The organism is Desulfovibrio desulfuricans (genome assembly GCF_004801255.1).
GTDB classification, from domain to species: Bacteria; Desulfobacterota; Desulfovibrionia; order Desulfovibrionales; family Desulfovibrionaceae; genus Desulfovibrio; species Desulfovibrio desulfuricans_C.
The window spans coordinates 2336513-2360527 of the sequence record NZ_CP036295.1; the positions used below are offsets into that span (position 1 = coordinate 2336513).

Annotated in this window: 19 protein-coding genes; 13 read left to right on the top strand and 6 right to left on the bottom strand. The window is 58.7% G+C overall.

What is annotated here, in order from left to right:
* The first annotated feature begins 558 nt into the window (after window positions 1–558).
* The 9 genes from DDIC_RS09785 (at window position 559) to DDIC_RS09825 (ending at window position 10493) form a co-directional block, all read left to right on the top strand.
* Window positions 559–1710: an ABC transporter substrate-binding protein gene (locus tag DDIC_RS09785; protein WP_211088871.1), complete on the top strand. Its 1152-nt coding sequence runs from the start codon at window positions 559–561 to the stop codon at window positions 1708–1710.
* 63 nt (window positions 1711–1773) lie between these two features.
* A complete protein-coding gene (locus DDIC_RS09790; protein ID WP_136400266.1) occupies window positions 1774–2628 on the top strand; it encodes a branched-chain amino acid ABC transporter permease in 855 nt (284 codons plus the stop codon).
* Between the two features lies 1 nt (window position 2629).
* Complete coding sequence (locus tag DDIC_RS09795) at window positions 2630–3658, top strand: branched-chain amino acid ABC transporter permease (RefSeq protein WP_211088872.1); 1029 nt, start codon at window positions 2630–2632, stop codon at window positions 3656–3658.
* Complete coding sequence (locus DDIC_RS09800; RefSeq protein ID WP_136400268.1) at window positions 3655–4407, top strand: ABC transporter ATP-binding protein; 753 nt, start codon at window positions 3655–3657, stop codon at window positions 4405–4407. The genes DDIC_RS09795 and DDIC_RS09800 overlap by 4 nt, the downstream gene beginning before the upstream one ends.
* On the top strand, window positions 4407–5099 hold the full coding sequence (locus DDIC_RS09805; protein ID WP_136400269.1) for an ABC transporter ATP-binding protein: 693 nt from the start codon (window positions 4407–4409) through the stop codon (window positions 5097–5099). The genes DDIC_RS09800 and DDIC_RS09805 overlap by 1 nt, the downstream gene beginning before the upstream one ends.
* A gap of 30 nt (window positions 5100–5129) precedes the next feature.
* Window positions 5130–6545, top strand: a complete 1416-nt coding sequence (locus tag DDIC_RS09810; protein ID WP_136400270.1) for an amidase — start codon at window positions 5130–5132, stop codon at window positions 6543–6545.
* Window positions 6546–6646: 101 nt separating this feature from the next.
* Window positions 6647–7975 (top strand): aminotransferase class III-fold pyridoxal phosphate-dependent enzyme, encoded by a 1329-nt coding sequence (locus tag DDIC_RS09815; protein WP_136400271.1) that lies wholly within the window; start codon window positions 6647–6649, stop codon window positions 7973–7975.
* 12 nt (window positions 7976–7987) lie between these two features.
* The gene (locus tag DDIC_RS09820; protein WP_136400272.1) at window positions 7988–9091 is read left to right on the top strand and encodes an iron-containing alcohol dehydrogenase family protein; all 1104 of its coding nucleotides are present in this window, start codon (window positions 7988–7990) and stop codon (window positions 9089–9091) included.
* 100 nt (window positions 9092–9191) lie between these two features.
* The gene (locus DDIC_RS09825; RefSeq protein WP_136400273.1) at window positions 9192–10493 is read left to right on the top strand and encodes a M20/M25/M40 family metallo-hydrolase; all 1302 of its coding nucleotides are present in this window, start codon (window positions 9192–9194) and stop codon (window positions 10491–10493) included.
* Window positions 10494–10549: 56 nt separating this feature from the next.
* Here the strand turns inward: DDIC_RS09825 and DDIC_RS09830 are convergent, their stop codons facing one another.
* The 6 genes from DDIC_RS09830 to DDIC_RS09855 all read right to left on the bottom strand — a co-directional run bounded on the left by DDIC_RS09830 (window position 10550) and on the right by DDIC_RS09855 (window position 17658).
* A complete protein-coding gene (locus tag DDIC_RS09830) occupies window positions 10550–10783 on the bottom strand; it encodes a hypothetical protein (RefSeq protein ID WP_136400274.1) in 234 nt (77 codons plus the stop codon).
* A 31-nt stretch (window positions 10784–10814) separates the two neighbouring features.
* Window positions 10815–11507 (bottom strand): hypothetical protein, encoded by a 693-nt coding sequence (locus DDIC_RS09835; protein ID WP_136400275.1) that lies wholly within the window; start codon window positions 11505–11507, stop codon window positions 10815–10817.
* Window positions 11504–12445: a PD-(D/E)XK nuclease family protein gene (locus DDIC_RS09840; RefSeq protein ID WP_136400276.1), complete on the bottom strand. Its 942-nt coding sequence runs from the start codon at window positions 12443–12445 to the stop codon at window positions 11504–11506. Before DDIC_RS09840 ends, DDIC_RS09835 begins: the two co-directional genes overlap by 4 nt.
* A 164-nt stretch (window positions 12446–12609) precedes the next feature.
* Entirely contained in the window at window positions 12610–16569 is a 3960-nt protein-coding gene (locus DDIC_RS09845; RefSeq protein ID WP_247647448.1) for an MFS transporter, read from the bottom strand.
* Window positions 16562–16879 (bottom strand): ArsR/SmtB family transcription factor, encoded by a 318-nt coding sequence (locus DDIC_RS09850; RefSeq protein WP_136400278.1) that lies wholly within the window; start codon window positions 16877–16879, stop codon window positions 16562–16564. Before DDIC_RS09850 ends, DDIC_RS09845 begins: the two co-directional genes overlap by 8 nt.
* A 107-nt stretch (window positions 16880–16986) precedes the next feature.
* Window positions 16987–17658: a Crp/Fnr family transcriptional regulator gene (locus DDIC_RS09855; RefSeq protein WP_136400279.1), complete on the bottom strand. Its 672-nt coding sequence runs from the start codon at window positions 17656–17658 to the stop codon at window positions 16987–16989.
* A gap of 218 nt (window positions 17659–17876) precedes the next feature.
* Between DDIC_RS09855 and DDIC_RS09860 the strand changes: the two genes are divergently transcribed.
* The 4 genes from DDIC_RS09860 to DDIC_RS09875 all read left to right on the top strand — a co-directional run bounded on the left by DDIC_RS09860 (window position 17877) and on the right by DDIC_RS09875 (window position 23877).
* Entirely contained in the window at window positions 17877–19325 is a 1449-nt protein-coding gene (locus DDIC_RS09860; RefSeq protein WP_136400280.1) for an aryl-sulfate sulfotransferase, read from the top strand.
* Between the two features lie 91 nt (window positions 19326–19416).
* Window positions 19417–20817, top strand: a complete 1401-nt coding sequence (locus DDIC_RS09865) for an SLC13 family permease (RefSeq protein WP_136400281.1) — start codon at window positions 19417–19419, stop codon at window positions 20815–20817.
* Window positions 20818–20843: 26 nt separating this feature from the next.
* Window positions 20844–22433: an outer membrane homotrimeric porin gene (locus DDIC_RS09870; RefSeq protein WP_247647449.1), complete on the top strand. Its 1590-nt coding sequence runs from the start codon at window positions 20844–20846 to the stop codon at window positions 22431–22433.
* A 70-nt stretch (window positions 22434–22503) separates the two neighbouring features.
* Window positions 22504–23877: an aryl-sulfate sulfotransferase gene (locus tag DDIC_RS09875; RefSeq protein WP_136400282.1), complete on the top strand. Its 1374-nt coding sequence runs from the start codon at window positions 22504–22506 to the stop codon at window positions 23875–23877.
* The last annotated feature ends 138 nt before the right edge of the window (window positions 23878–24015 follow it).

The following is a 24015-nucleotide window of genomic DNA, read 5'->3' on the forward strand; positions in this document are numbered from 1 at the left end:
CACAAGCCCGCCAGGCAGATCATCTGGCGGGCTTTGCGTTTTGACTGCCAAACGGGAGCACCTGCGCCAAACCCGAGCACCCCGGCGCATTGCTCATCCTCACCACCATGGCCGCATGAGCAGCCACGTCATACGACAATACAAAATTGTCGCCAGCAACACCGCTTTTTTGCAAGGAAACACCGCCACCGGGCACTGGTAAAAAAAGCGAGCAGTCTGACAGGCCTGCCAATCGTTGTTTGATTGACCAGCCCAATCAACTCGCGACTATTCAAAACATTTTTGTTATCTTTGCGGATTAAAATACAAATTTGTATCAAAACTGCCAGATGCCATATCTCTCAACGCTGCGCCAACAAAAAAATAAAGTAATAAATTACCGCAAATTATAGATAAAAATAGCCCACTCCACGGCATTGGCTCGCTAATTGCTACTTCAGGCTAACTTCTCCGGCAGACACTGGGCATTTTTAGGCCGGAACCACAACCCTACTGGAGCAACCGATGAACAGGCGTTATTTTTTGAAGTCCGGGCTGGCTGCAACGTCAATGATGCTCATGCCCTCTCTCGTTAGCCGGAGCTTTGCTGCCGACCCTGTCACCCTGTACGGGCTCAAATCCATGTCCGGCCCCTTTGCCAGCTACGGCGACTTTGCCGAAAAAGGCTCGCGTCTTGCCGTCAACGACTTTGGCCCGCTTTTGGGGGCTGCCCCCAAGTATGTGACCATTGATACGGAGGGCAACCCCGGCCGCGCGGTGCGCAAGGTGCAGGAGGCCATCCAGCAGCAGAACGCCAAATATTTTTGCGGTTGCACGCTCTCCTCCACCGCGCTTGCCGTGGGCAAGGAAGTGGACAAGGGCGCGGGCGTGTTTATTACGCCTGCCGGTGCGGACGAAATTACCTCTACCGAGTGCAACCGCGCCACATTCCGCTGGACAGTGCCCACCTACGGGGCCATCCAGCAGACCGTGCGCCCTGTTTTTGAAGCCAACCCCAGCGCCAAGCGCTGGTACACCATCACGCCCCAGTACGTTTTTGGCGAGGCACTGCTTACGGCTGCCAAAAACCTGTTTGCCGAGCTGGGCATCGAGCATGTGGGCAACAGCTACCATTCCACCCAGGAGCAGGAATACTCCGGCTATCTCACCAACGCCATGGCGGCAAAGCCCGACGTGCTGCTGTTGCTGGGTTTTGGCGGCAATGGAGCCAGTTGTCTGCGTCAGGCGGCCAACTTTGGCCTCAAGAGCAAGATGACCATCCTCATGGCCTGGACCGCCGGTCTTGACTGGTTCCAGTCGCTGGGCCCCGACCTTCTGGACGGCGTCTATCTGGGCGCGCAGTACTGGCATCAGGTGCACAACCCCTGCAACGACGAGTTGGTCAAGCGCGTGCGCGAAGTATACGGCATCAACCCCAATTATCCCCTCGCAGCCGACTATGCGGGCACCAAAATCATTCTGGACGCCATTGCCAAGGTTGGCAGCGCCGAAGATGGCCGCGCCGTGGCCAAGGCCATGGAAGGCATGGTCTATGAAGGCCCCACCGGCACGGAAACCGTGCGTGCGGCTGACCACCAGGTCATCAAGGACTACTACCTGCTGCGCGGCAAGCCCAAATCAAAGATGAAGGATGCGGACGATCTGGCCGAGGTGATCAGCTCCGGCAAGTCCTTCCCCGAAGGCGACGCAATCATGTGCAAGATGTCCTAAGGCTCTTTTTTCCACGGGCCTGCGTGACCGCGCAGGCCTCGCACTGGAGCGGAGTTTCTACCAATGCTGTACCTTTTTCAGATTCTCAACGGGCTGGGCCTGGGGATGATTTACTTTCTCATCTCAGCCGGGCTGACCATCATTTTTGGTCTGCTGAACTTCGTCAACTTCGCTCACGGCGCGTTTTTCATGCTGGGCGGCTACTTTTGCTATTCGCTTGTGGAAGCGACCGGCAACTTCTGGATAGCCCTTATTCTTGGCCCGCCTGTGGTGAGCACCCTTGCATGGCTGGCGGAAAAGGTGCTTATCCACCGCATCTATCATCTGCCGCACACCTTCCACATTCTTGTAACAGTGGGCATCGCCCTGATCCTGCAGGAACTTTCCATCATGATCTGGGGGCCCGTGGGCAAAAACATTCCCGTTCCCGCCGGGCTGCAGGGCGTGATCATTTTCGGGTCGTTCGCCTACCCCACCTACCGGCTGTTTCTCATCGCGTTTACGGTCGTTATTGGCTTTGCGCTCTGGTACATGCTTGAGCGTACCCGCTTTGGCGGTCTGGTGCGCGCGGGCAGCGAAAATGCCGAGATGGTAGCCCTGCTTGGCACAAACATTCACCGCCTGTTTGGCTGGACTTTTGCCCTGGGCGTGGGTCTGGCCGGGCTGGCCGGCATACTGGCCGCGCCCATACGCGGCGTACACCCCTTTATGGGGCCGGAGGTCCTGGGCATCGCCTTTGTGGTTGTGGTTATCGGCGGCATGGGGTCCTTTGTGGGGGCGTTGCTGGGCGGCCTGCTGGTGGGGCTGGTGCAAAGCCTCATGAGCACCATCTGGCCCGAAGGCGCGAGCCTCATGATTTACGGGGCCATGGCCGCCGTTATTTTGCTCAGGCCTCATGGGCTCTTCGGGAGGGCGTAGCATGAACGCACGTAATGGTTTGCTTGGAGGCCCCACCCTGGCCGTCGCCGTTGTCCTGATACTCATGCCGCTGGCGCTGCCCTCCTCCACTCTGGCGACAGAAATACTCATCTTTGCCATGGCCGTGCTGGCCTGCAACCTGCTGCTGGGCTACGGTGGGCTGCTTTCGTTCGGGCAGGGGCTGTTTTTTGGCGCGGGTTCTTACGTCGCCGCGCTCACCATGATGCACGCCCACTTCAGCCTGCTGGCGGCCCTGCTGGCGGCCATGTGCTGCGGGGCGGTCATTGCCGCCTTTGTAGGGGCCATGGCCATACGCCGCGTGGGCATCTACTTTGTCATGATGACCCTGGCCTTCAGCCAGACCGGATACTTTTTGGCCTACACGCTTTCAGACTGGACGGGCGGCGACAACGGCCTGCTCAACGTTCCCCGCCCGCCGCTGGCGCTTTTTGGCGTCACGCTGGCCGACCTCAACGGCGGCATGGCCTATTACGCCTTTGTGGCAGTGCTTTTTCTGCTGGTCTTTATCGCTGCCAGACGCGTCATTGCCTCGCCCTTTGGCAGCACGTTGATCGCCATACGCGAAAACGAAACCAGAGCCTATGCCGTGGGGTATGACGCGCGGCGCTTCAAAATGCTGGCATTTGCTCTTTCCGGCGCGGTTACGTCGCTGGCGGGCGGCCTGTACGCCATGCAGCTGCACTTTGTTCCGCTGGAAAACATCCAGATGGCCATGTCCGAACACATTGTCATCATGACCGTCATCGGCGGCACGGGCTCGCTGTTTGGCTCGCTGCTGGGCGCTGGCTCGTGGGTTATTCTGGCCGACCTGCTTTCAAGCATCTGGCCCCGCTGGATGATCCTTATGGGCGGCGGGCTTATCGCTGTGGTGCTGTTTTTGCGCGGCGGCCTGTGGAGCGGGCTGGAGGCCCTGATGCAGCGCCTTTGCACAAAAAAACGCGCTCCGGCGCAGACCGACGCCATCACCCCCGACGACACCGCCGCCCCCGGCAAAGGAGAACAGGAATGAGCGACTATATTCTCAAAACGGAAAACCTCAGCCTTTCCTATGGCGGTTTCAAGGCTGTGGACAACGTCAACCTGCAGGTCGGCAACAGAACCATCCATTCCGTCATCGGCCCCAACGGTGCGGGCAAGACCTCGCTTTTTCACTGTCTTACCGGCGGCAGGCGTCCCACTGGCGGTCACATCGTGTTTAACGGAGCAGACATCACGCACAAGTCGCCCGACGCGCGGGTAAGCTGCGGCATGACTCGCTCGTTTCAGATCACAAGCCTGTTCCAGAACCTCTCGGTGCGCGAAAACCTGCGTCTGGCCTCGCAGGGGCGCGACGGCAACAGCGCGCTGGTGTTCTGGCGCTCGCTGCAGTCTGGCCGCAGGCACCTTGAAATGGCCGATTCGGTCATGGAACGCCTGGGCCTGACCAACCGGGCCAACGCGGCTGCGGGCGACCTTTCGCACGGGCAGCAGCGCATCCTTGAGGTGGGCATGGCCCTGTGCGGCGAGCCAAAACTGCTTCTGCTCGACGAACCCACGGCGGGCATGGGCGTGGACGACATCCCGCTCATGACGAACCTCATTGCCGATCTGGGCAAGGACTACGGCGTCATGCTCATCGAGCACAACATGAACATTGTCATGTCCATCAGCGACATGGTGACCGTCATGAGCCGGGGCAGCGTGCTTGTGGAAGGAAAGCCCGAACTGGTGCGCGCCGACAGCCGCGTACGCGAAGCCTATCTGGGAGAGGCCGCCTGATGCTGACCGTATCATCCATCTGTTCCTGTTACGGCAAGAGCCGCATCCTCGAGGATGTCAGCCTTACCGTGGGCGACGGCGAGCTGGTCACCCTGCTGGGGCGCAACGGCGCTGGCAAAACCACCACGCTCAAATCCATCGCGGGCGTAGTGCGGCCTGTCTCCGGCTCCATCACCTTTATGGGCAAAGAGCTTGTGGGCAAGCCCATCTATGAGATCGCCCGGGCGGGTATTTCGCTGGTGCCGGAAAACAGGGGCATCTTTGGCATGCTGTCGGTGGAGGAAAACCTCACCATCGCCGTGCGGCCCGGCCCCTGGAACATGACGAAAATCTACGACTTTTTTCCCCGCCTGTACGAGCGCCGCAAAAATGGAGGCAACGCCCTTTCGGGCGGTGAGCAGCAGATGCTCTCCATAGCGCGCGGCCTGCTCACAAACCCCTGGCTGCTGCTGCTCGACGAACCTACCGAAGGCCTTGCCCCCGTTATCGTGGACGAAATTTTAAAAGGCCTGATCAAAATCAAGCAGAGCGGCATGTCGGTACTGCTGGTGGAGCAAAACCTGAACATGTGCCAGAAGCTGGCCGACCGCCACTATATTATTGAAGAGGGACGCATCGTCTACAGCGGCAGCGCCCATGAATTTGCCAATGACCTCAGCGTGCGAGACCGTTACCTGGCCATCGGCGCCTGAACCATGCCCCTTTGAAAGGAGGATTCAGTCATGTCACATGCGGACGACCCCGGCGAAATGTCGGCAGTGGAACTGGGAAAGCTTTTCAGACAAAAAAAGCTTTCGCCGGTTGAAGCCGCCAAGGCGTCGCTGGGGCGCATTGCCCGGTTTAACGAGCACGTCAACGCGTTTTGCCATGTGGACGAGCAGGGAGCGCTTGCTGCTGCACGCGCGGCGGAACAACGCTTTATGAAAAACAGCCCGCTCAGCCCCATCGACGGCGTGCCGTCGTCCATCAAGGATCTGACGCTGGCGGCTGGCATGCCCACGCACAAAGGGTCTCTTACCGTCGACCCCAACGCTAACCCCGGCGTGGACGCGCCCTTTACGCAGCGTATGCGCGAGGCCGGGGCCGTGCTGCTGGGCAAAACGGCTACGCCCGAATTTGGCTGGAAGGGCGTTACCGACAACCCCGTCAGCGGCATCACCCGCAACCCATGGAATACCGGGCGCACGTCGGGCGGTTCGTCCGGCGGCGCGGCGGTGGCTGCGGCCCTGAACATGGGCGTGCTGCACCAGGGATCCGACGCGGGCGGCTCCATACGGATTCCCGCCGGTTTTTGCGGCGTATTCGGCATGAAGCCCAGTTTTGGCTTTATTCCCCAATGGCCGGCCAGCGCCATGACCACGCTTTCGCACATGGGCGCAATCAGCCGCAGCGTTGCTGACGCGGCCCTGATGCTGAACGTAACCGCGCGTCCCGACAGCCGCGATTCGTACCAGGGTTGGGGCTTTCCCGCCGACTGGACAAGCGACCTCGAAAAGCCGCTTGCGGGCCTCAAGGCCGCCTACAGCCCGACCCTCGGCTATGTGCAGGTGCACCCCGAGGTACGGCAGGCCGTGGACAGGGCCGTCGCCCTGCTTGAAACGCTGGGCGCGGTGGTCGAGCAGACCGATCCCGGCTTTGCCGACCCGGTGGACAGCTTTAATACCCTGTGGTTCGCAGGGGCGGCAAAGATACTTGCCGGCGTTACGGACGAAATGAAAAAGCGCATGGATCCCGGTCTGGCGGCCATTGGCGAGCAGGGGCAGTCCATCTCTGCCGTTGCCTACCTCAAGGCTACCGAGGCCCGGTCCGTACTTGCCGAAACCATGGCCCGCTTTCACCAGCGTTACGACGTGCTGCTGACGCCCGCCCTGCCCATCACCGCCTTTGAGGCCGGACGCAACAATCCGGTTGGCGACCCCAACGGCAACTGGGTTTCGTGGACGCCGTTCACCTATCCTTTCAACATGACGCAGCAGCCCGCCTCTTCCGTACCGTGCGGGTTTGACGCGCAGGGCCTGCCCGTCGGCATATCCGTTGTGGCGGCCAAGTATGACGACCTGACGGCCATGCGCGTGTCGTATGCGCTTGAGCGGGCGCTTAAACCAGTTTTTCCTTCAGAGCCGGTCAACCGGGCCTGATATTGCGTTAACCGCGCGTACCTTCCAGCACGCCCTGCGGCGGGCCGGTTCATATCATATCCTGTTTTGCGTAAAGGCGCGGAACAGCCAGGAGCAGCACCATGTCAGAATCTTCCATCAAGACCAACCACACCACCTACAATCTTCAGTCCTGGTCAAAGCAGAAGGGCCTGAACCCCATCGCCATTGAAAAGACCGAAGGCATATATATTTGGGACACAGCCGGCAAACGCTACACCGACATGTCGAGCCAGCTCGTGAACATGAACCTTGGGCACGGCAACAAGGCCATCATCGACGCCATCAAAAAGCAGGCCGAAACCTGCTGCTACATCTCGCCCTCGTACGGCAGCGAACCCCGCGGCGAGCTGGCCAAACTGCTGGTCAGCCTGATGCCCGACAACATCGGCAAGGTGTTTTTTACCAACGCAGGCGCTGACGCCAACGAAAACGCCGTCAAAATGGCCCGCATGTTCACCGGCCGCACCAAGGTATTTTCGCGCTACCGCAGCTACCATGGCTCCACATTCGGCGCGGGCAACCTCACCGGCGAACCCCGCCGCTACGCCCTTGAACCCGGCATCCCCGGCTTTGTGAAGTTTTTTGATCCCTACATCTACCGCGAAAAAATCAATTTTGCCTCCGAGGCCGAAGCCACGGAATTTTACCTCGGCAAGCTGCGCGAGCAGATTATTTACGAAAACCCCGCCACCGTGGCGGCCATTGTGATGGAGACCGTCACTGGCTCCAACGGCGTCATCATTCCCCCGGCGGGCTACATGCCCGGCGTGCGCAAAATCTGCGACGAGTTCGGCATCATGATGATCTGCGACGAGGTCATGACGGGCTTTGGCCGCACGGGCAAAATGTTCGGCTTTGAAAACTTTGACGTCAAACCAGACCTGGTCAGTTTTGCCAAGGGCGTTACCTGCGGCTACGTACCCCTGGGCGGCGTGGCTGTTTCCAAGGCTATTGCCGCGTTCTTTGACGACAACCTGCTTTCGTGCGGCCTGACCTACAGCGGCCACCCCCTTGCCTGCGCTGCGGGCCTTGCCTGCGTAAACTATTACAAGGAACACAACATCCTTGCCAACGTGACCGCGCGCGGCGCGGAGCTGGCCGCTACCCTCAAGGGCTTTAAGGCCAAGCACCCCTGCGTGGGCGACGTGCGCGCAATCGGCCTGTTTGCCGCCGTGGAGCTGGTAAAAGACCGCGCCACCAAGGAGCCGCTGGTACCCTACGGCAAAGACCCCGAGGGCGTGATGAAAAAGATCGTCGGCGCACTTGCGGCCAGGGGCTTTATGACCTACAGCCACGAAAACATGTTCCTTATTGCGCCTCCGCTCATCATCACCGCAGAACAGCTTGCCGAGGAGCTGGCAAAGGTTGACGAAGTGCTGACCACGGTCGACCAGCAAATCGGCAAATAAAGGACCCTACTGATGAAATTCGCCTACTCCATGCCCACGCGCGTTGTCGCGGGCGAGGGCTGCCTTGTGGAAAACGCGGCAGCGCTTAAAGAAATGGGCAAAAAGGCCCTTATTGTTACCGGCAGGCATTCCGCCCGCGCCAACGGCTCGCTGGACGACGCCCTCAAGGCGCTGGCGCTCAACGGGCAGGGATACGTGCTGTTTGACAAGGTCATGAGCAACCCCACGGTACAGTGCGCCTTTGAAGGCGCCGCCGCCATGCGGGAGGGCAAGTGCGACTTTGTGCTGGCCATCGGGGGCGGGTCTCCCATGGATGCGGGCAAGGCCATGGCCCTGCTCGCCGCGCGGGACGAAGCCGTGGACCCTGCCGCCATATTCAGCACAGCCTATACGGCGGCCTACCCTGTCGTGGCCGTGCCCACCACCGCCGGCACCGGCTCGGAAGTGACGCAGTACTCCATCCTGACCAACGACGCGGCGGAGACCAAGACATCCATCGCCAATCCGTTGATCTTTCCCCGGTTGGCGTATCTCGACCCGCGCTACATGAGCGGCCTGTCCCAGACCGTCACCGTCAACACCGCCATCGACGCGCTTTCGCACGCGGTTGAGGGCATGCTTTCCGTACGCGCCTCGGCCATAAGCGACGGCATGGCGCGGCAGAGCATTGAAATGCTGGCAGGCTGCTTTGGCCCCATGCGCGAGGGCACGCTCAGCGTGCAAAACAGGGCCGACCTGCTCTGCGCCTCAACCCTGGCGGGCATGGTTATTGCCAATACAGGCACCACGGCGGTGCACGCCATGGGCTATTCGCTCACCTACTACAAAAATATTGATCATGGCCGGGCCAACGGCCTGCTGCTGCCGGAATTTCTGGCGTTTACGGCCAAACATGCGGCCGGGCGCGTCCAGAACATTCTGGCCTGCATGGGGCTTGCGGATGTGGCCGATTTTGCCGCCCTGCTCGGCGGGCTGCTGGGCAAGCGTGAAACGCTCACCCCCGAAGAACTCGCGCATTACGCGGAAAAGGCCAGCAAGGCTGGCAACATCGGCAACTGCCTTGTCCGCCCCGAAAAAGACGATCTGCTTGCAGTGCTCAAGGCTGCGTTAGGCTAACCCTGCGCTGCGGGCAGCCAGATACTGCCCGCAGCGAACCGCAACACCTCAGCGCGCAGGACCGGCGTGCTGATGCGCAACCAACGCATGTGGGGAAACGATGAGCGAAGAATTGCAAAAGCTGGCTGCGGAGCTCAAACCGCAGATGGTGGATTTTTGCCAGCGGCTGTTGCGCGTGCCCGCCCTTTCGGGCGAGGAAAAAGGCGTTGCCGACCTTTATCTGGCCGAGATGGAAAAGCTCGGCTACGACGAAGTGTTTCGCGATGCCTGGGGCAATGTGGTGGGCATCGTCAAGGGCGATGTACCCGGCCCGGCCATCATGTATAACGGCCACCTTGATCATGTGCACCCCGGCGACTACAGCGAGTGGGGGGGCTACGACCCCTACGGCGGAGCTGTGGACACCAACAGCATGTACAATCAGGACATGACCGCCGAGGAAGACGCCGAGGTCATTCACGGTCGCGCGGCGGCGGACGTCAAGGGCGGCGGCGCTGCGGCCGTCTATGCCGGGGCGGCCCTGCTGGGCCTGCGCCGCAAGGGCGTACCTGTCAAGGGCGACTTTGTCATGACCATGGTGGTGTTTGAAGAATCGGCAGAAATGCTGGGCATGATCAAACTGCTGGAAGAGACCTTTCCCGCGCGCGGCATCAAGCCCAGCGCCTGCGTCTCGTGCGAGGCCACCAGCCTCAAGCTGGCTCTGGGGCACCGAGGACGCGTGGAAATCAAGGTGACCGTGCAGGGCGTCACCTCGCACGGCAGCGCCCCGTGGCTCGGCGTCAACGCCGTCAACAAGGCCACCAGGTTTATCGACAGGGTCGAAGAGGTGGTCAAGGCCGAAGCCCTGCACGATGCCGACCTTGGCGACTCAAGCATAGCCCTTACGGTCATCAGTTGCTCGCCGGGGGCCATGTGCATTGTGCCCGACAGGTGCGTGATCACGTACGACCGGCGCTTTCCGCCGCAGGAAAGCCCGGAATCGTGCATTGCGCAGATACAGCGCGTCATTGATGAAATTGCGTCAACCGACCCGGAATTCAAGGCGACTGTTGCGGTGGCGGCGCAGGAGCGCGTGACCTACACGGGCAAGGCCGTAACCCTGCCCAACCAGAAGGAAGCCTACAAGCTTGAGCAGAGCCACCCTGTGGCCCAGGCCTGCGCCGCCGCGCTCGAATCGGTGGGGCAGCCGGTAAAATGGCGCTACTGGGACTTTGGCACAGACCTGCCGGTAACGCATGTGCGCTACAAAATCCCCTCCATCGGGTACTCCGGCATGCAGGAATACTATTGCCACCGCCCCGTGGACAAGGTGCGCACCGACTATCTTGAAAAATCCATCGCGGGCAATGTCGCCATATTTTTGAAGCTGACGGCCCTCGCGGCGAAGGACTTTGCCCTGTAACCCGACGGCCCAAAGACAAAGGCGCATCGGCGGCAGCTGCCCAGAAGGCAAACAGGCTATGCCGCCCGCAGACAGATACAACAAGGGATTACATCTGATGGTGTAATCCCTTGTTGTATTGCGGCAGTGTAATGTTGCTCAATAATTATCTGCCCAGCAGGGATCGATTTGCCGTCAAAAAAACGGTAATAGCTTGCCATGCGGTCAATCAACTGATCTGCCGCATCATTTCGCCTGCCGGCTTCCTTCTGCGATGCTCCATAATTGCGCGGTTGCAGTGCATCACGCATCTTCCCGTTATACTTTGCATAGATGAGTTTTTTACAGCGATCCAGAGCTGCCCGGAGCAACGCAAAAACGTTCTTTAATAACCGTAACAGCCTTGGCAGCTATCGCTGCAACTTTTGATATATCAAGTACATTGTTATTCTTAAAAGAAGGACAATCTTCAATATTCAGGCAAAATTCTTTTGCATTTGTAGATTTTTGCCAGCATGTTCCGAGAGCCGCACTCAGATCATCCCAGATTATCCAGCGTCCCTTATCATACACATAAAAGCAAAGTCTGAGTTTATACTCGCCATTATCAGTAACGATATAACATCCGCAACAAAAAATACAATCCATTAATGTAAAATACCAATAAAGCCCATGATACTTATCATCCCAAGCTGATTGCGGATGAAATATTCTGTCAGCCATGGCAAATTCATCCGCAGTTTCTACCGCCAGACAGTTACGCCTGATGGCTTTGACCGTCAGCGACGTAAAACTCGATTCCCTGACAGGCTTCAGCCAGATTTTTTGAAAAACTTCGGACATAAACTGAAAAAGTTCCATCCTGCAGACTTCAATGCTTTGCTTTGCTGTATAAAATTCCAGTGTTTCTTCAAGATCAAAGGAATCTGGTGAAGTAATATTTTTATCAAACTCCATCATGCGGGCTTCGTTATTTTCTTGAAAAAGAAAAAAGACACTTTCAGGAATGGCAATGGCCGTAGCATCAAAGTTCATTGTTTACCCCCATATATTTTATCAAAAATACTTCGCCTGAGAGAACCACCATTTTCAGGCCTAGATGCATGTGTATATTCATTTTTCAAACATTTTTCCCATATTGGTAAAATATCTTGCCAATAAATAACATGCCACTGATAGCCAGAGCTGTTTTCAAAATAATTTCTATTGATCATTTCTCTTTCACTTGATGCATGCTGAATTAAAAACAGTAAAAGAATATTATTATTTCTATCTGCGCAGGTATTACCAATCATTGCTGTCGCTTCATTTTCGTACGACCTGAATGGATTTTCGGCTGCAGCATCAAATTTAACTTCAAAAATTACGACACGAACACCGTCTTCGGCCTGCCAGCGCACTAATATATCAATAAAACCATCGCCATTGCTTGCGATGTCTCCAGCAATGCTGCCATCCGAGTTTCTGCATTTTGTGGGGTATTCAGCCAGCACCTCTACCTTTGCGGAGCGGGGAGGGACAAACCGTTCAAACTTGCCGTCCACTGAGCAGGCTTCACATACTGCACGCAAAAAGGCTTGAATACTTAACACATTTCCAGACAGACTTTGGGCCATAAGCTTGGTTATATCTTTTTCTTTCAGGCTTCGATGCCAAAAGACGGGGTTGCAGCGCAAGGCATGACCCGACCAGTCTTGCCCCAGTATTTTATCAACGGGAGCCGACGGCGGCGGCGTAAAAGTAATGGATATCTTTTTTTGCGCACGGCAAATACTTGCAATTAAATCCTTTATGTTCGCTTGATTAGCGGGTTCAAATATCTCCTCAACAAACCTCAACAACTCCTTGCCGCCAAAGCGGGCACAGCGCGGCAGCCTGTACAGCAAAGCAAATTCTTTTGACTGCGTTACCAGTGCAATATGATCTGGTGTTGTTTCTGCGTCTTGTGTGGATAGTTGCCATATATCATGCACAGCTGCATCCTTTCGTTTTATGAAAAAGTCCAGCAGTAACTGTCTTCCCCGACTTCGCACCCTATGTACATACAAAACGGTTAACTACGCTGTCGGCAACCCGCACGCTTCTACGCTAACAGGAGTTGCACAGCCGGACAGGCAGGAACGCCCCTCTCCGCCGATTATGCGGTCGCAAGGATGTTTTTCAGCGCCCTGTAATCCGTCTTGCCGCTGCCCAGCAGGGGTATTGCCGCCACGTGCACCACGCGCTTGACGGCGTACAGGGATGAAAGCCCTGCCGCGCGCAGGGCGGCATTTACCTCTGGCAGCGCGAGCGGCAGCGGCGTAAAGAGCAATATCGCCGGATTGTTTTCTTCCGGGCCTGCCTCTACGGCCAGCGCGGGGCCTTGCTCCGGCGCATCCTCCCGCTTGCCGAAACGCTCAAGCAACACGGCCTCTATCTGCGGCAGCGAAATCATTTCTCCGCCAATCTTTACAAAGCGCTTGAGCCTCCCCTCAAAGGTCATGCGCCCCGTTGCGTCCATGCTCGCAAGATCGCCGGTGCGGTACCACATCTGCCCTTCAAACTGCACAAAGGGGGTCGGGGCGTCGCCAAGGTATCCGCCAAAGACACTCGGGCCGCGCACCAGCAGCATACCGGTCTGCCCCGCCGCCGCACGCCCCGTGATTATACCGTCCTCCTCCCGCACCAGGGCCAGCGTTACCGAAGGCATGGCATGGCCGATGCTGCCGGGCTTGATGTCCCCCGGCCTGTTGACGGAGACCACCGGCGAGCATTCCGTAATGCCGTAGCCCTCGCAAAGCGCTGCCTGCGGGCACTGCCCGGCAAAGGCCCGGTACACGTGCTCGGGGCATTTTTCCGCGCCGACAAAGGCAAACCTCAGACTTGCCAGATTGTGCGTACCCGCAGCCCTGTCCAGCACCGCCCCCAGAAAGGTCGGCGGCGATGCCATGAGCGTAAGCCGATAGTCGCGCACCATGGCCGCCAGGGGGCCGGGTTCTGTGGGGTTGGGGTGAAAGGCGGCCCTGATGCCCAGCGAGAGCGGCAACACAATGTTTACCATCAGACCAAAGGAATGGAACGGCGGCAACATGGCAAGCACGCTGTCGTCGGGTGCAAGGTGCAGCACCGTGATGATGTCGCGGGCATTGGCGAGCAGATTGGCGTGGCTTAAAGGTACGGCCTTGGGCATGGATTCCGAGCCGGAGGTAAAGAGCACCGCCGCAACGTCTGGCACGGCGCAGTTTTTACAGCTGCGCGGCAGACGGGCCCTGAGCGCCCCAACGAGCTTTTCGCCAATAGTCAGGGAGGCGGCCAGTTTGTCCAGCGCCAGCCACTGCACCGGCAGGGATGCCAGCGCCATCCCCTGACGCTCAAGCCGCTGCTGCAGCGGCGTTGCGCTGAGGATATGGCTTACGCCGGTGATGCGGATGCAGTGCCGCAGGTTGGCCTCGCCCACGGTCCAGTTAAGCAGCACCGGCGTTTTGCCCGCCAGCTGCGCGGCCAGCCACACCGCGACCACGGCTGGCGTGGCGGGCAGCATGATGCCCACGCGCTCGCCGGGCAGGCGCTGCAGACGGCGGGCCAGAACCAGCGCCCCCGTGAGGAGGTCCCTACGGCTGCGCAATACGGAGCGATCCGCCAGCAGGGGCCGGGAGGGGGCGGCACGTACCTGGGTCAAAAAAGCGTCTACAATCGTGCCCGCCTGATCGGGAACGGCAAACCTGTCGTCTGCGGCAGACGCAAACCATGCCGCAGGGGCGGGTTCATCCGGCTCCGCCGGGTTCAGCTGACCAGTCGCCACCAGTAGGCAGTCCCCCGCCGTAACAAGCAATTCCAGACTGGGGATGCTCACCCCTTGCGCATTTTCCAGGCTGAGGGCCAGATCCATGAGGGCCAGACTGTCCAGCCCCAGATCGCCGCCCAGCGTCATGCTGTCGGCAATTTCATAATCCTCAGGCAGGCCCGCCGCCTGCCGCAGGGCCGCGTACACAGCCTCGCGCGCCTGCGGGGGGATGGGTGCGCCAGCCTGCGCGGGCATAGGTGCCGTGCTGGGCAGAAGTTGCGGTTTGCTCCCCTGCCAGAAAAAGCGCGGAACAGCCTGCGCCGGGAGCTCCGCCTGATTATAAAACGCCTCCAGCCAGGGGTTGAGCTCGCGCTTGTCGCCGCTGCGGGGCATGCTGGCGGCTTCCACAAACTCCACACTGACCGCGCGGCGGGGAGTAAACAGCAGCAGGTTGGCGCATACGGCAAGCGCCCCGCGCAGCAGCGCCCAGCCAAAATGCGGAGCCTTGCCCGTGGCGCCGTAGCCAAAGGAGCTGCCCCACAGCCCGGTGGTGCGCACCAGCACCACCCGCAGTTCGGGCATCCTTTGCAGAATCTGGGCCGCGCCGGATTTACCGCCAAGGCTTTCGCGCGACGAACGGTAAATCCGCCCCGCAGGGTACAGCAATATGTTGTCCCCGTCCCGCAGGGCATCCAGCACGGCCTGCATGCCCGCTTCAACTCCCTGCCGGGCCTTGGCCCCATCCTTGAGGGCGTCGGGCAGCAGCACGGCGCGCAACAACTTTGCCGCCATACGCCCCATGGGTCCTGCCAGCTGGCGCTCGTCCGCAAGGGGACGCGGCGCGTGCTTTGCCAGCAGCGAATACAGGATGACAGGGTCAATCAGGGCGGGATGATTGGGCATAAACAGTATGGGGCCGGGGCCGGACACCGCTTCAAGGCCGGTTGCCGTCACGCGGTAGCGCAGGCCGAGCAGCAGTCGCAGCCCCAGGGCCACAAGGCTTAACCCCCTGCCGTGCGGAAACATGCGGGCAATGCTTGCGCCCGCCCAGCCCGCAAAGATCAGACAGGTCAAGCCGCAGCCCGCCAAAAGCCAGGCTGGCGGCACCTTGCCCAGCCAGGCAAAAACAATTCCCGAAAGCAGTATGCCGCTGAAGCACAAAAAGTTTGAAATCCCCAGGGTTTTGCCTTTCTCCGTGGCGGCGGGCCGCACCTGGATAAAACTTACCAGCGGTATCAGGTAGAGGCCGCCGCAGATGCCCGAAAACGTAAAGAGCGCAAACAGGCAGGCAAACTGCAGCGGCTCGGGCAGCAATGGCGCGAGACCCGCGGCCATAAGGCCAAGCCCCAGCCCCCCGCAGGCCGGAAACATGCTATGCCGCCAGCTTGTGGCTTCATACCGCCCGGCCAGCACCGAGCCGATGCATATGCCGATCATGAGCGCCACGGAGAGCAGACTGGTGAGCGTAAGCGAAAACCCCAGCTGAACAATGCCAAGATTGTTGATGCACAACAGGGCAAAGGAAGACAGACAGTAAAAAAAGGCTTCCCCGGCCAGCGTCAAAAAAAGCTGCGGATCCTTGTTGCGGCACTCCAGCGCGTGCAGCAAGGAGTGCACGGGGCCAAGCAGCGGAAAGGGCGCGTCCGCCCCTGTTTGGACAACACTTTTGCCGATGCCGAAGGCCGACGCCACCCCAACAACGGCGACCAGTACGGAGAGCCCCCCCACGGCAAGCCTGCCGAAGCCGTGCTCGCCCTGCGGAATCCAGCCGCCAGCAGCTGAAACATCCGGCAGATCCAGTACAAGCCCCCCGGCGGCTATGCCCAGCAAAATGGTTGCCGTTGTGGCCAGCTTGAGCATGGCGTTAACCTTGGGCACATCCATGGGCGAAAAATTTTCGGGTATGGCCCCGTTGAGGGCAGGGCTAAAAATCGTGGCCTGCAAGCCCATCAAAAAGACCACCCCTACCATGGCCGTCCAGTTCATGCTGGCCATGGCCCACACGCCAAACAGCATGGCGGCCAGCTCCATAAATTTTGACCAGACGACCAGTTTGCTTTTGGGCACGCGGTCGACCAGCCACCCGGCCCAAGCGGAGCAGACCACAAAGGGCAGGGCGAACATGGCCGAGGCGATGCCCTGTATGGATTCCAGCCCGGCGCTGGCGGCCAGCAGCAAGGCGGCCTGCTTGAAAAAATTGTCGTTGAACGTTCCCATGGCATAGGTCGTGCCCATGCTCAGCAGAATTCTTTTTCCGCGGGCTTGCTGGGGCGTTGCGGGCGACTGGGGCATGGTTGTGTTACCTTTGCCGGTTGGGGCGGCGCGCTTAGGCATGGAGGTCTTCTTCTATAAACAGGCGGAGCTTTTCCAGAGAATCCAGCACAATATCGTGGCGTACAGAATACAGGGCCTGTCGGCCTTCGCGCCGCATGGCGAGAACCCCGGCTTTTTCCAGCACAGCCAGATGGTGCACAATGGTCGAACGGCCATAATCGAACATTGCGGCAATATCCTTGATGGAAAGCTCCTCCCCCGGCTCAAACAACAACAGTATACGCTGACGGGTGGTATCGCCCATGGCCGCAAAAACCGCCGCCACGGGCTGCCAGTGGTCAGGGAGGGTGTTCAGGTACGTTGTTTTCATGACTACATAACTAGTTTTTTAGTTATTATAAGTCAAACAAAAAGATCTCGCCAGCAATGGGGGTGCCTGCTCATCACAGCGACGCCCTCCCCGCAGGCCGGTACGCATCAGCTTTCGGCCAGCAAAAAAAACTCCTCGGGCCGCAGGATTGTTACCGTCTTGCCCGAAAAAGGCCCGAACAGCCCGCTCTCCTCCTGCTGCCGCAGGATTTTGTACAAAGAGATTCTGTGCACGCCCAAAAGGCTGGCCATCTCCTGTTTTGAAACCCCCATGTCCACAGTGAGGGGGTCGCTGCCAGGAATAATATGCTGCGCCAAAAATTTGCAGGTTCGCGCCAGCACGTTGTCGAGATACAGCGACGATGCCTGGTTTGAAAGCACCCGCAGCTTGCGCGACATGGAGCACAACAGGTTTATGAGCAGGTGCGGATGCTCCTGCCGAATTTCGCTCAGGCTTTCTGCAGAAAAAGCATAACTCACGCATTCAGTTACGCAAGAAAAATAGCTTTCTGCCGGCATGGGATCAAAAAAAGGCGTCTCGCCAAAAACACAGCCCTCCTGAATATACCAGAGGATTTTTTCCACTCCCTCCATGTTCTGGTTTGTCAGCCGTACCTTGCCGCGATCCAAAAAGTACAGTTCGCGGCCAAACGGCACGCGATGCCCCTTGGACCACACCAACCTTCGCCCCAGATGCAGCACTGACCGCCATTCAGAATTCATCTCGCGCATTTCTTTGAAGGCCAGACTGCGCCCGCCGCAGATGCCGCGCTTTTCCATTTTGCCTCCTTCAAAAAACTTGTCGGTAACTACACATAACAGGGTCGTCCCCCAAAAGGCAATTAATTGTGAAAAATGTTGCAAATGAAACACGCACTTTTTTTCCACCATTCTATTCTGTCAAACAGAGTGGATCAAATACGTTGCGCCATGCCCCCGGCCACTGCCGGATTGCGGAACGCATCCTCACAACAACAATCGATCAGGAGGAATACGATATGGGTCATCCGACAATTTACCCCACAGGAGTTACCGTTTTCAAACCGGAAAAATGCTGGGGCGGGTACACTATTTTTCAGGCTCAGGAACTTGGCGCTGTGCTTATTGACATGAATGGTCATGAAATAAATGTCTGGAAGGGCGTGCACGGCATGCCCAATAAAATTCTTCCCGGCGGTTACCTTGTAACCAGCCGAGGCCGTCGCAGTGGCAAATTCAGTGTGCAGGACGGACTTGATGTTGTCCAGGTCGATTGGGACGGAAACATCGTATGGAAATTTGATCAGAATGAATTTATTGAAGATCCTGGCTACCCTGGCCGCTGGATTGCCCGTTACCATCACGACTTTCAGCGCGAGGGCAACCCCGTGGGCTACTATGCCCCCGGCATGGAACCCAAGGTGCTTGAGGGCAAAACCCTTATTCTGGCCCACAGAAATGTGAGAAATAGCGCAATAAGCGACAAGCAGCTGCTTGACGACCTGATTCTTGAGGTGGACTGGAACGGCGACATCCTCTGGGAGTGGTCGTGCCACGAGCACTTTGCCGAAATGGGCTTCCGCGAAGGGCCCAAAAACACCCTTTGCCGCAACCCCAACTATCGACCCACCCAGCCCGAAGGCATGGGCGACTGGATGCACATCAACTCCATGTCCGTGCTTGGGCCCAACAAATGGTACGACGCGGGCGACGAGCGCTTTCACCCCGACAACATCATTGTGGACGGGCGCGAGGCCAACATCATCTTTATCATCAGCAAGGCGACCGGCAAAATCACCTGGAAGATAGGGCCGGACTACGACACATCCCCCGAGCTCAAGGCCATCGGCTGGATTATCGGCCAGCACCATGCGCACATGGTGCCCCACGGTCTGCCCGGCGCTGGCAACATCCTTGTTTTCGACAACGGCGGCTGGGGCGGCTACGACGTGCCCAACCCCGGCGCGCCCACGGGCGTCAAGGCCGCGCTGCGCGACCACTCGCGCGTGCTCGAGATAGACCCTGTCTCCCTCAAGATCGTCTGGCAGTACACCCCAAAAGAAGCCGGATTTCTCGAACCCATGGACAGCAACCGCTTTTACAGCCCCTTTATCAGCGGCATGCAGCGCCTGCCCAACGGCAATACCCTTATCACCGAGGGGTCTGACGGCCGCGTTTTTGAGGTTACCCCAGACCACGAAATCGTGTGGGAATTCATTTCGCCATACTGGGGCAAGCATGTGCCCATGAACATGACCTACCGCGCCTACCGCGTGCCCTACGAATGGGTGCCGCAGGTGCAAAAACCTGCCGAAACGCCCATCGAGCCGCTCAATGTCTCCACATTCCGCGTGCCGGGGGCTGCCGCCGCAGGCGATCGCGCCAAGGAAGTAACGGTTGAAGGCTGCCAGCCCTACGAGGGCAGCAACGCGCTTTGCGTGGCCTCGGTGGAAGACCCCAAGGACTGATCCCCAGAGCAATTATTGCTGCAATGCTTCAGGGTCCGCCGCCGCGACTGGCCGCGGCGGACCTGTGATCCCCGTTTTTAAGGAGATCCCTATGCTTATCAAGACATCCGACCTGACGCCCGGGCTGCTGGCCAAGTGGGCCGTCAACCTGGCGCTGCCTCTGGCGCTCTATTTTTTTCTTCCCCGTAGCGAAAGCCTCACCCAGCCCATGGTGGTTTTTTTGGCCGTTACCCTGTGGGCTATCGTGGCCTGGGCTCTGGATACGCTGAACGAGATTGCCGTGGGCATTTTGTTGCCCATCCTCTATGTGCTGCTGTGCGGCATTGGCCAAAAAGTTGTTTTTTCGCCCTGGCTCTCCGAGGTGCCCATCATCGTTATTGGCGGTTTTACCCTGGGCAAAATCATTCAGGTTACCGGCCTCGGCAAGCGCATAGCCCTGACCTGCGTCAAACTCACGGGCGGCAGTTTTGCCGGCGCGCTTGCGGGCATTACCCTTGGCGCTGCGGTGGTATCGCCGCTTGTGCCCTCCATCATGGGCAAGGCGGCCATTTTTTGCGCTGTGGCGGTGAGCCTGTGCGACGCCCTGGATTTTAAGCCCAAAAGCCGGGAGGCAACCGCCGTGGTGCTTGGCACCTGCCTTGCCGTGGGCGCGACCAAGCTGGGCTACCTCACGGGAGCGGGCGATCTGGTCATGGGCATGGGTATTGTGGACAAGGTCATGGGCATCCACACGAGCTGGCTTGAGTACGCCAAGTTCAACTTTCTCCCTGCCATGCTGTACACGGCCATGTCGCTGGGCATTGTGTTGCTGGTGCTGCGCAGCTCGGTAAACAAAAGCGTTTTATGCGCGGTGGTTCAGCAAAAGCACGCCGAGCTGGGCGACATTACCGACGAACAAAAACGGGCGCTTATTCTGCTTTGTCTCACCCTGGTGCTGCTTGCCACCGACAAGCTGCACCACATGAGCGCAGGATCAGTGCTGGTCATCATTACAGCGCTGGCCTTCATGCCCGGTGTGGGGCTTATGGACGGCAAGCGCATGGGCTCAATCAATTTTGCGCCGCTGTTCTTTATTATGGGCTGCATGGCCATTGGCAGCGCCGGCGGTTTTCTTAAGGTCACACACTGGCTGGCAGGCCTTGTGTTGCCGCTGTTCAGCGATGCTGGCGCATGCATGGCCTCTGTATGCTCGTACATTGTGGGCGTCGCGCTCAACTTTTTGCTCACGCCGCTTGCGGCTACCTCCACCCTTTCAGCCCCTATTACCGAGCTGGGCATGCAGATGGGGCTGGACCCGCGCCTGCTGTATTTTTCATTCCAGTACGGTCTGGACAACCTGATATTCCCCTATGAATACGCGCTGTACCTCTACTTTTTCAGCAGCGGCTACATCAACTTTAGAGAAATGGTTCTGGTCATGGCATTACGCATGCTGTTGACAGGCGTGTTTGTGGCCTTTGTGGCCATGCCTTACTGGCGCATGGTTGGATAGTTTGCATCCCAACAGAAGGAGGATGGATGATGAAAAAGCTGGGCATACTACTTTTGGCAGCAGGGTTGCTGCTCGGAAGCGCTCCCCAGTGCAGGGCGATCAATTTTGACGTCAAGGGCAGCTGGCAGTTTGCCTTTGACTACATCAACGGCGGCAATTTCATGGGCAAGGACCGTACCGGCAATCACGTGACGGGACAGCAGTGGGCCGCGATGCACCAGCAGAGGGACGAATTCGAGGCTATCCAGCGGCTGCATCTGCAGCTGCAGGCCAAAGCCTCGGAAGACCTTGCCGGTACCGTCTTTTTTGAAATCGGCGAACAACGCTGGGGCATGGCTGCACAGGGCGGAGCGCTGGGCTCTGACGGCAACAACGTGGTCAAGGTCAAAAATGCTTACATTGACTGGCTTGTGCCCAACACCCCTCTCAAGCTTCGCATGGGTCTGCAGGGTGTAAAACTGCCCGGATTTGCCCTGGACAGCCCTGTTTTTCAGGATGATGTGGCAGGCATTGGGGCATCATGGAAGGTAAACGACGCCGTCAGCGTCACCGGATTATGGATGCGCCTGCTCAACGACAACTGGGCTGGCGACAACTCGACGCCTGCCAGTTACATGGACAATTTCGACCTGTTTGCCTTGACAGTGCCCGTGACGCTGGACGGCCTCAAGCTTACACCGTGGGGCATGGGCGGAGCCATGGGGCCCAACAGCCTCATGCCCGCCACCATTACCAACATGCCCGGCGGCAGCAAAAAAGTGGCCCTTACCAACCCGATAACCGGTCAGGCCATCGACGGTCTGGAGCTACGCGACGGCCTCTACCCGGCGGCCTTCAGCTCGCGCAAGTCTGCCTCCAAGCTGTGGAACGACAGCTACAGCAGCATGTACTGGGGCGGGCTGACCGGGCAATGGACAGGCTTTGATCCGCTCAGGGTATCGTGGGACTTTATTTATGGCAGCGTCGACAACGGCAGGGACGACCTCAACCGCAAGGGCTGGTTTGGCATGCTGCTGGCCGAATACGCCTGCAACTGGGGCCTTCCCGGTCTGTACGGCTGGTACTTCAGCGGCGATGACGACAACCCCAACAACGGGTCTGAACGTCTGCCCTATCTTGCCACCACCAACAACCTGACCAATTCCCTTTCCACATTCGGCTATCGGGGCAACCCCATCATGGGCGGCGGCAAGGGCGTGCTGGGCGTGAACCCCAGCGGCACATGGGGCGTTGGCGCGCGGCTCAAGGACGTGAGCTTTCTTGAAGACCTCAGCCACACCCTGCGCGTCAACTATTTTGGCGGCACCAACGACACAAAAATGGCCTCATACATCACCGGGCGGCAAGCCACGGATGCTTCAGGCAGACAAATTTACCGCAACAACACTGACTTCAACTCGTTCGGCACGTATCTCACCACAGCCGACACGGGCATGGAAGTCAACCTCGACAGCAAGTACAAGGCGGCGGAAAACCTGACGTTTATTCTGGAGCTAGGCTATATCCACCTTTGGTTGGACAATGACGTATGGGGCCATTATCAGAACATCTCCGGTGACAGCCTCAATGTCAAGGATGCATGGAAGGCATCGTTAAATATTGTCTATTCATTCTAAGCCGGCACAGGGACGGCCCGGTTATCCACCCCGCGCCGTCCCTGTGCTCCATCCCCCAGCAAGGAGGAATATGACCATGAAATTTCGCGCTTCCATTTGTCTGCTTGCCGGTCTGCTGGCCCTTGGCCTCGCCGCGCAAGCGCCGGCCTATGAGGTGCATGACGGCCCCACCGGCGTCATCAAGCTTGTGCCCGAAAAAGTCTTTAAGGGGTATACGCTGTTTGCTCCCACGGTTAAGTGCACGACCACCTATCTTATGGATATGAACGGCGACGTTGTGCATACCTGGAAGAGCAAATACCCTCCAGGGCTCTATGCGGTACTGCTGCCCAACGGCAACCTGCTGCGCGCGGCAGCCCCAAAGGACCAGCCCGTCAAAATTGGCGGCGCAGGCGGCATTATTGAAGAGCTGGACTGGAACAGCAACGTGGTCTGGTCCTACGCCATGCTTACAGAGAACGAGATACAGCACCACTGTTTTGACCGCATGCCCAACGGCAACACCATGATTCTTGGCTGGGAGCGCAAAACCCCCGCCGAATTTCAGGCCAAGGGCCGCAAGCCCGGCACATGGCCTGAAGAGGTAAAAATCAAGGGGCAGGCCGTGCGCGATTTTTGGGTGGACTTTGTGCGCGAGGTGGACAAAAACGGCAAAACCGTCTGGGAATGGCATGCCTGGGACCATATCGGCACAGGGCCTGACCAGCTGGATATCAACTTTGCCCTGCCCACGCCCGTGGGGCCGGGGTACGACAGCTTTGACTGGACGCACTTCAACACCTTGCAGTATCTCCCCAAGACCGACCAGATACTGCTCAACTCGCGCAACTTCAGCGAATTCTATCTCGTCGACAAAAAGTCCGGCAAAATCGTCAAACGCTGGGGCAACCCCGCCGCCTATGGGCAGGGCACACGCCCCGGCTGGTACTATGACGGAACCCAGCAGGTCTTTGGCGAGCACAACGCCACCATGCTGCCCAACGGTCATGTGCAGCTGTTTGACAACGGTTCGGAGCGACCCGAGGGCAACCGCTCGCGCGTGGTCGAGGTTGACCCGGCCAGCGGCAAGGTTGTGTGGCAGTACGCCGCCAATGGCGCCAACAGCTTTTTCAGCTACCGTCAGGGCGCGGCCGAGCGTTTGCCCAACGGCAACGTGCTTGTGACGTCCACACATCAGGGGCACCTGTTTGAAGTTACCCCCGAGGGCGAGGTTGTGTGGGAATTTGTGAACCCCATCATGGCGGGGCAGGCCAAGCCTGTTTTTTCTGACCGCGACGATGCCGTGCCCAATGCCCACCAGACATTCACCAACATGATTCACCGGGCGTACCGCTACGCGCCGGATTACCCCGGTCTCAAGGGCAGGGATCTCAGCGTCAAGACGCCCCTGCTGCCCGGCTATCCGAAGTTTTTTGAAATCTGGAAGCCCGCTGCGGCAAACTAATACACCACAACGTGCGCACAGCCCCAGGCCTGCAAAGGCTCGGAGGCTGTGCGCCATGGTGCTAACCGTCCCGCCCGGCAGGCCCCATGCCCGCCGTAGTTTTGTCGGGCCAGGCCTGCGCAGCGGGCAGACGCTGAC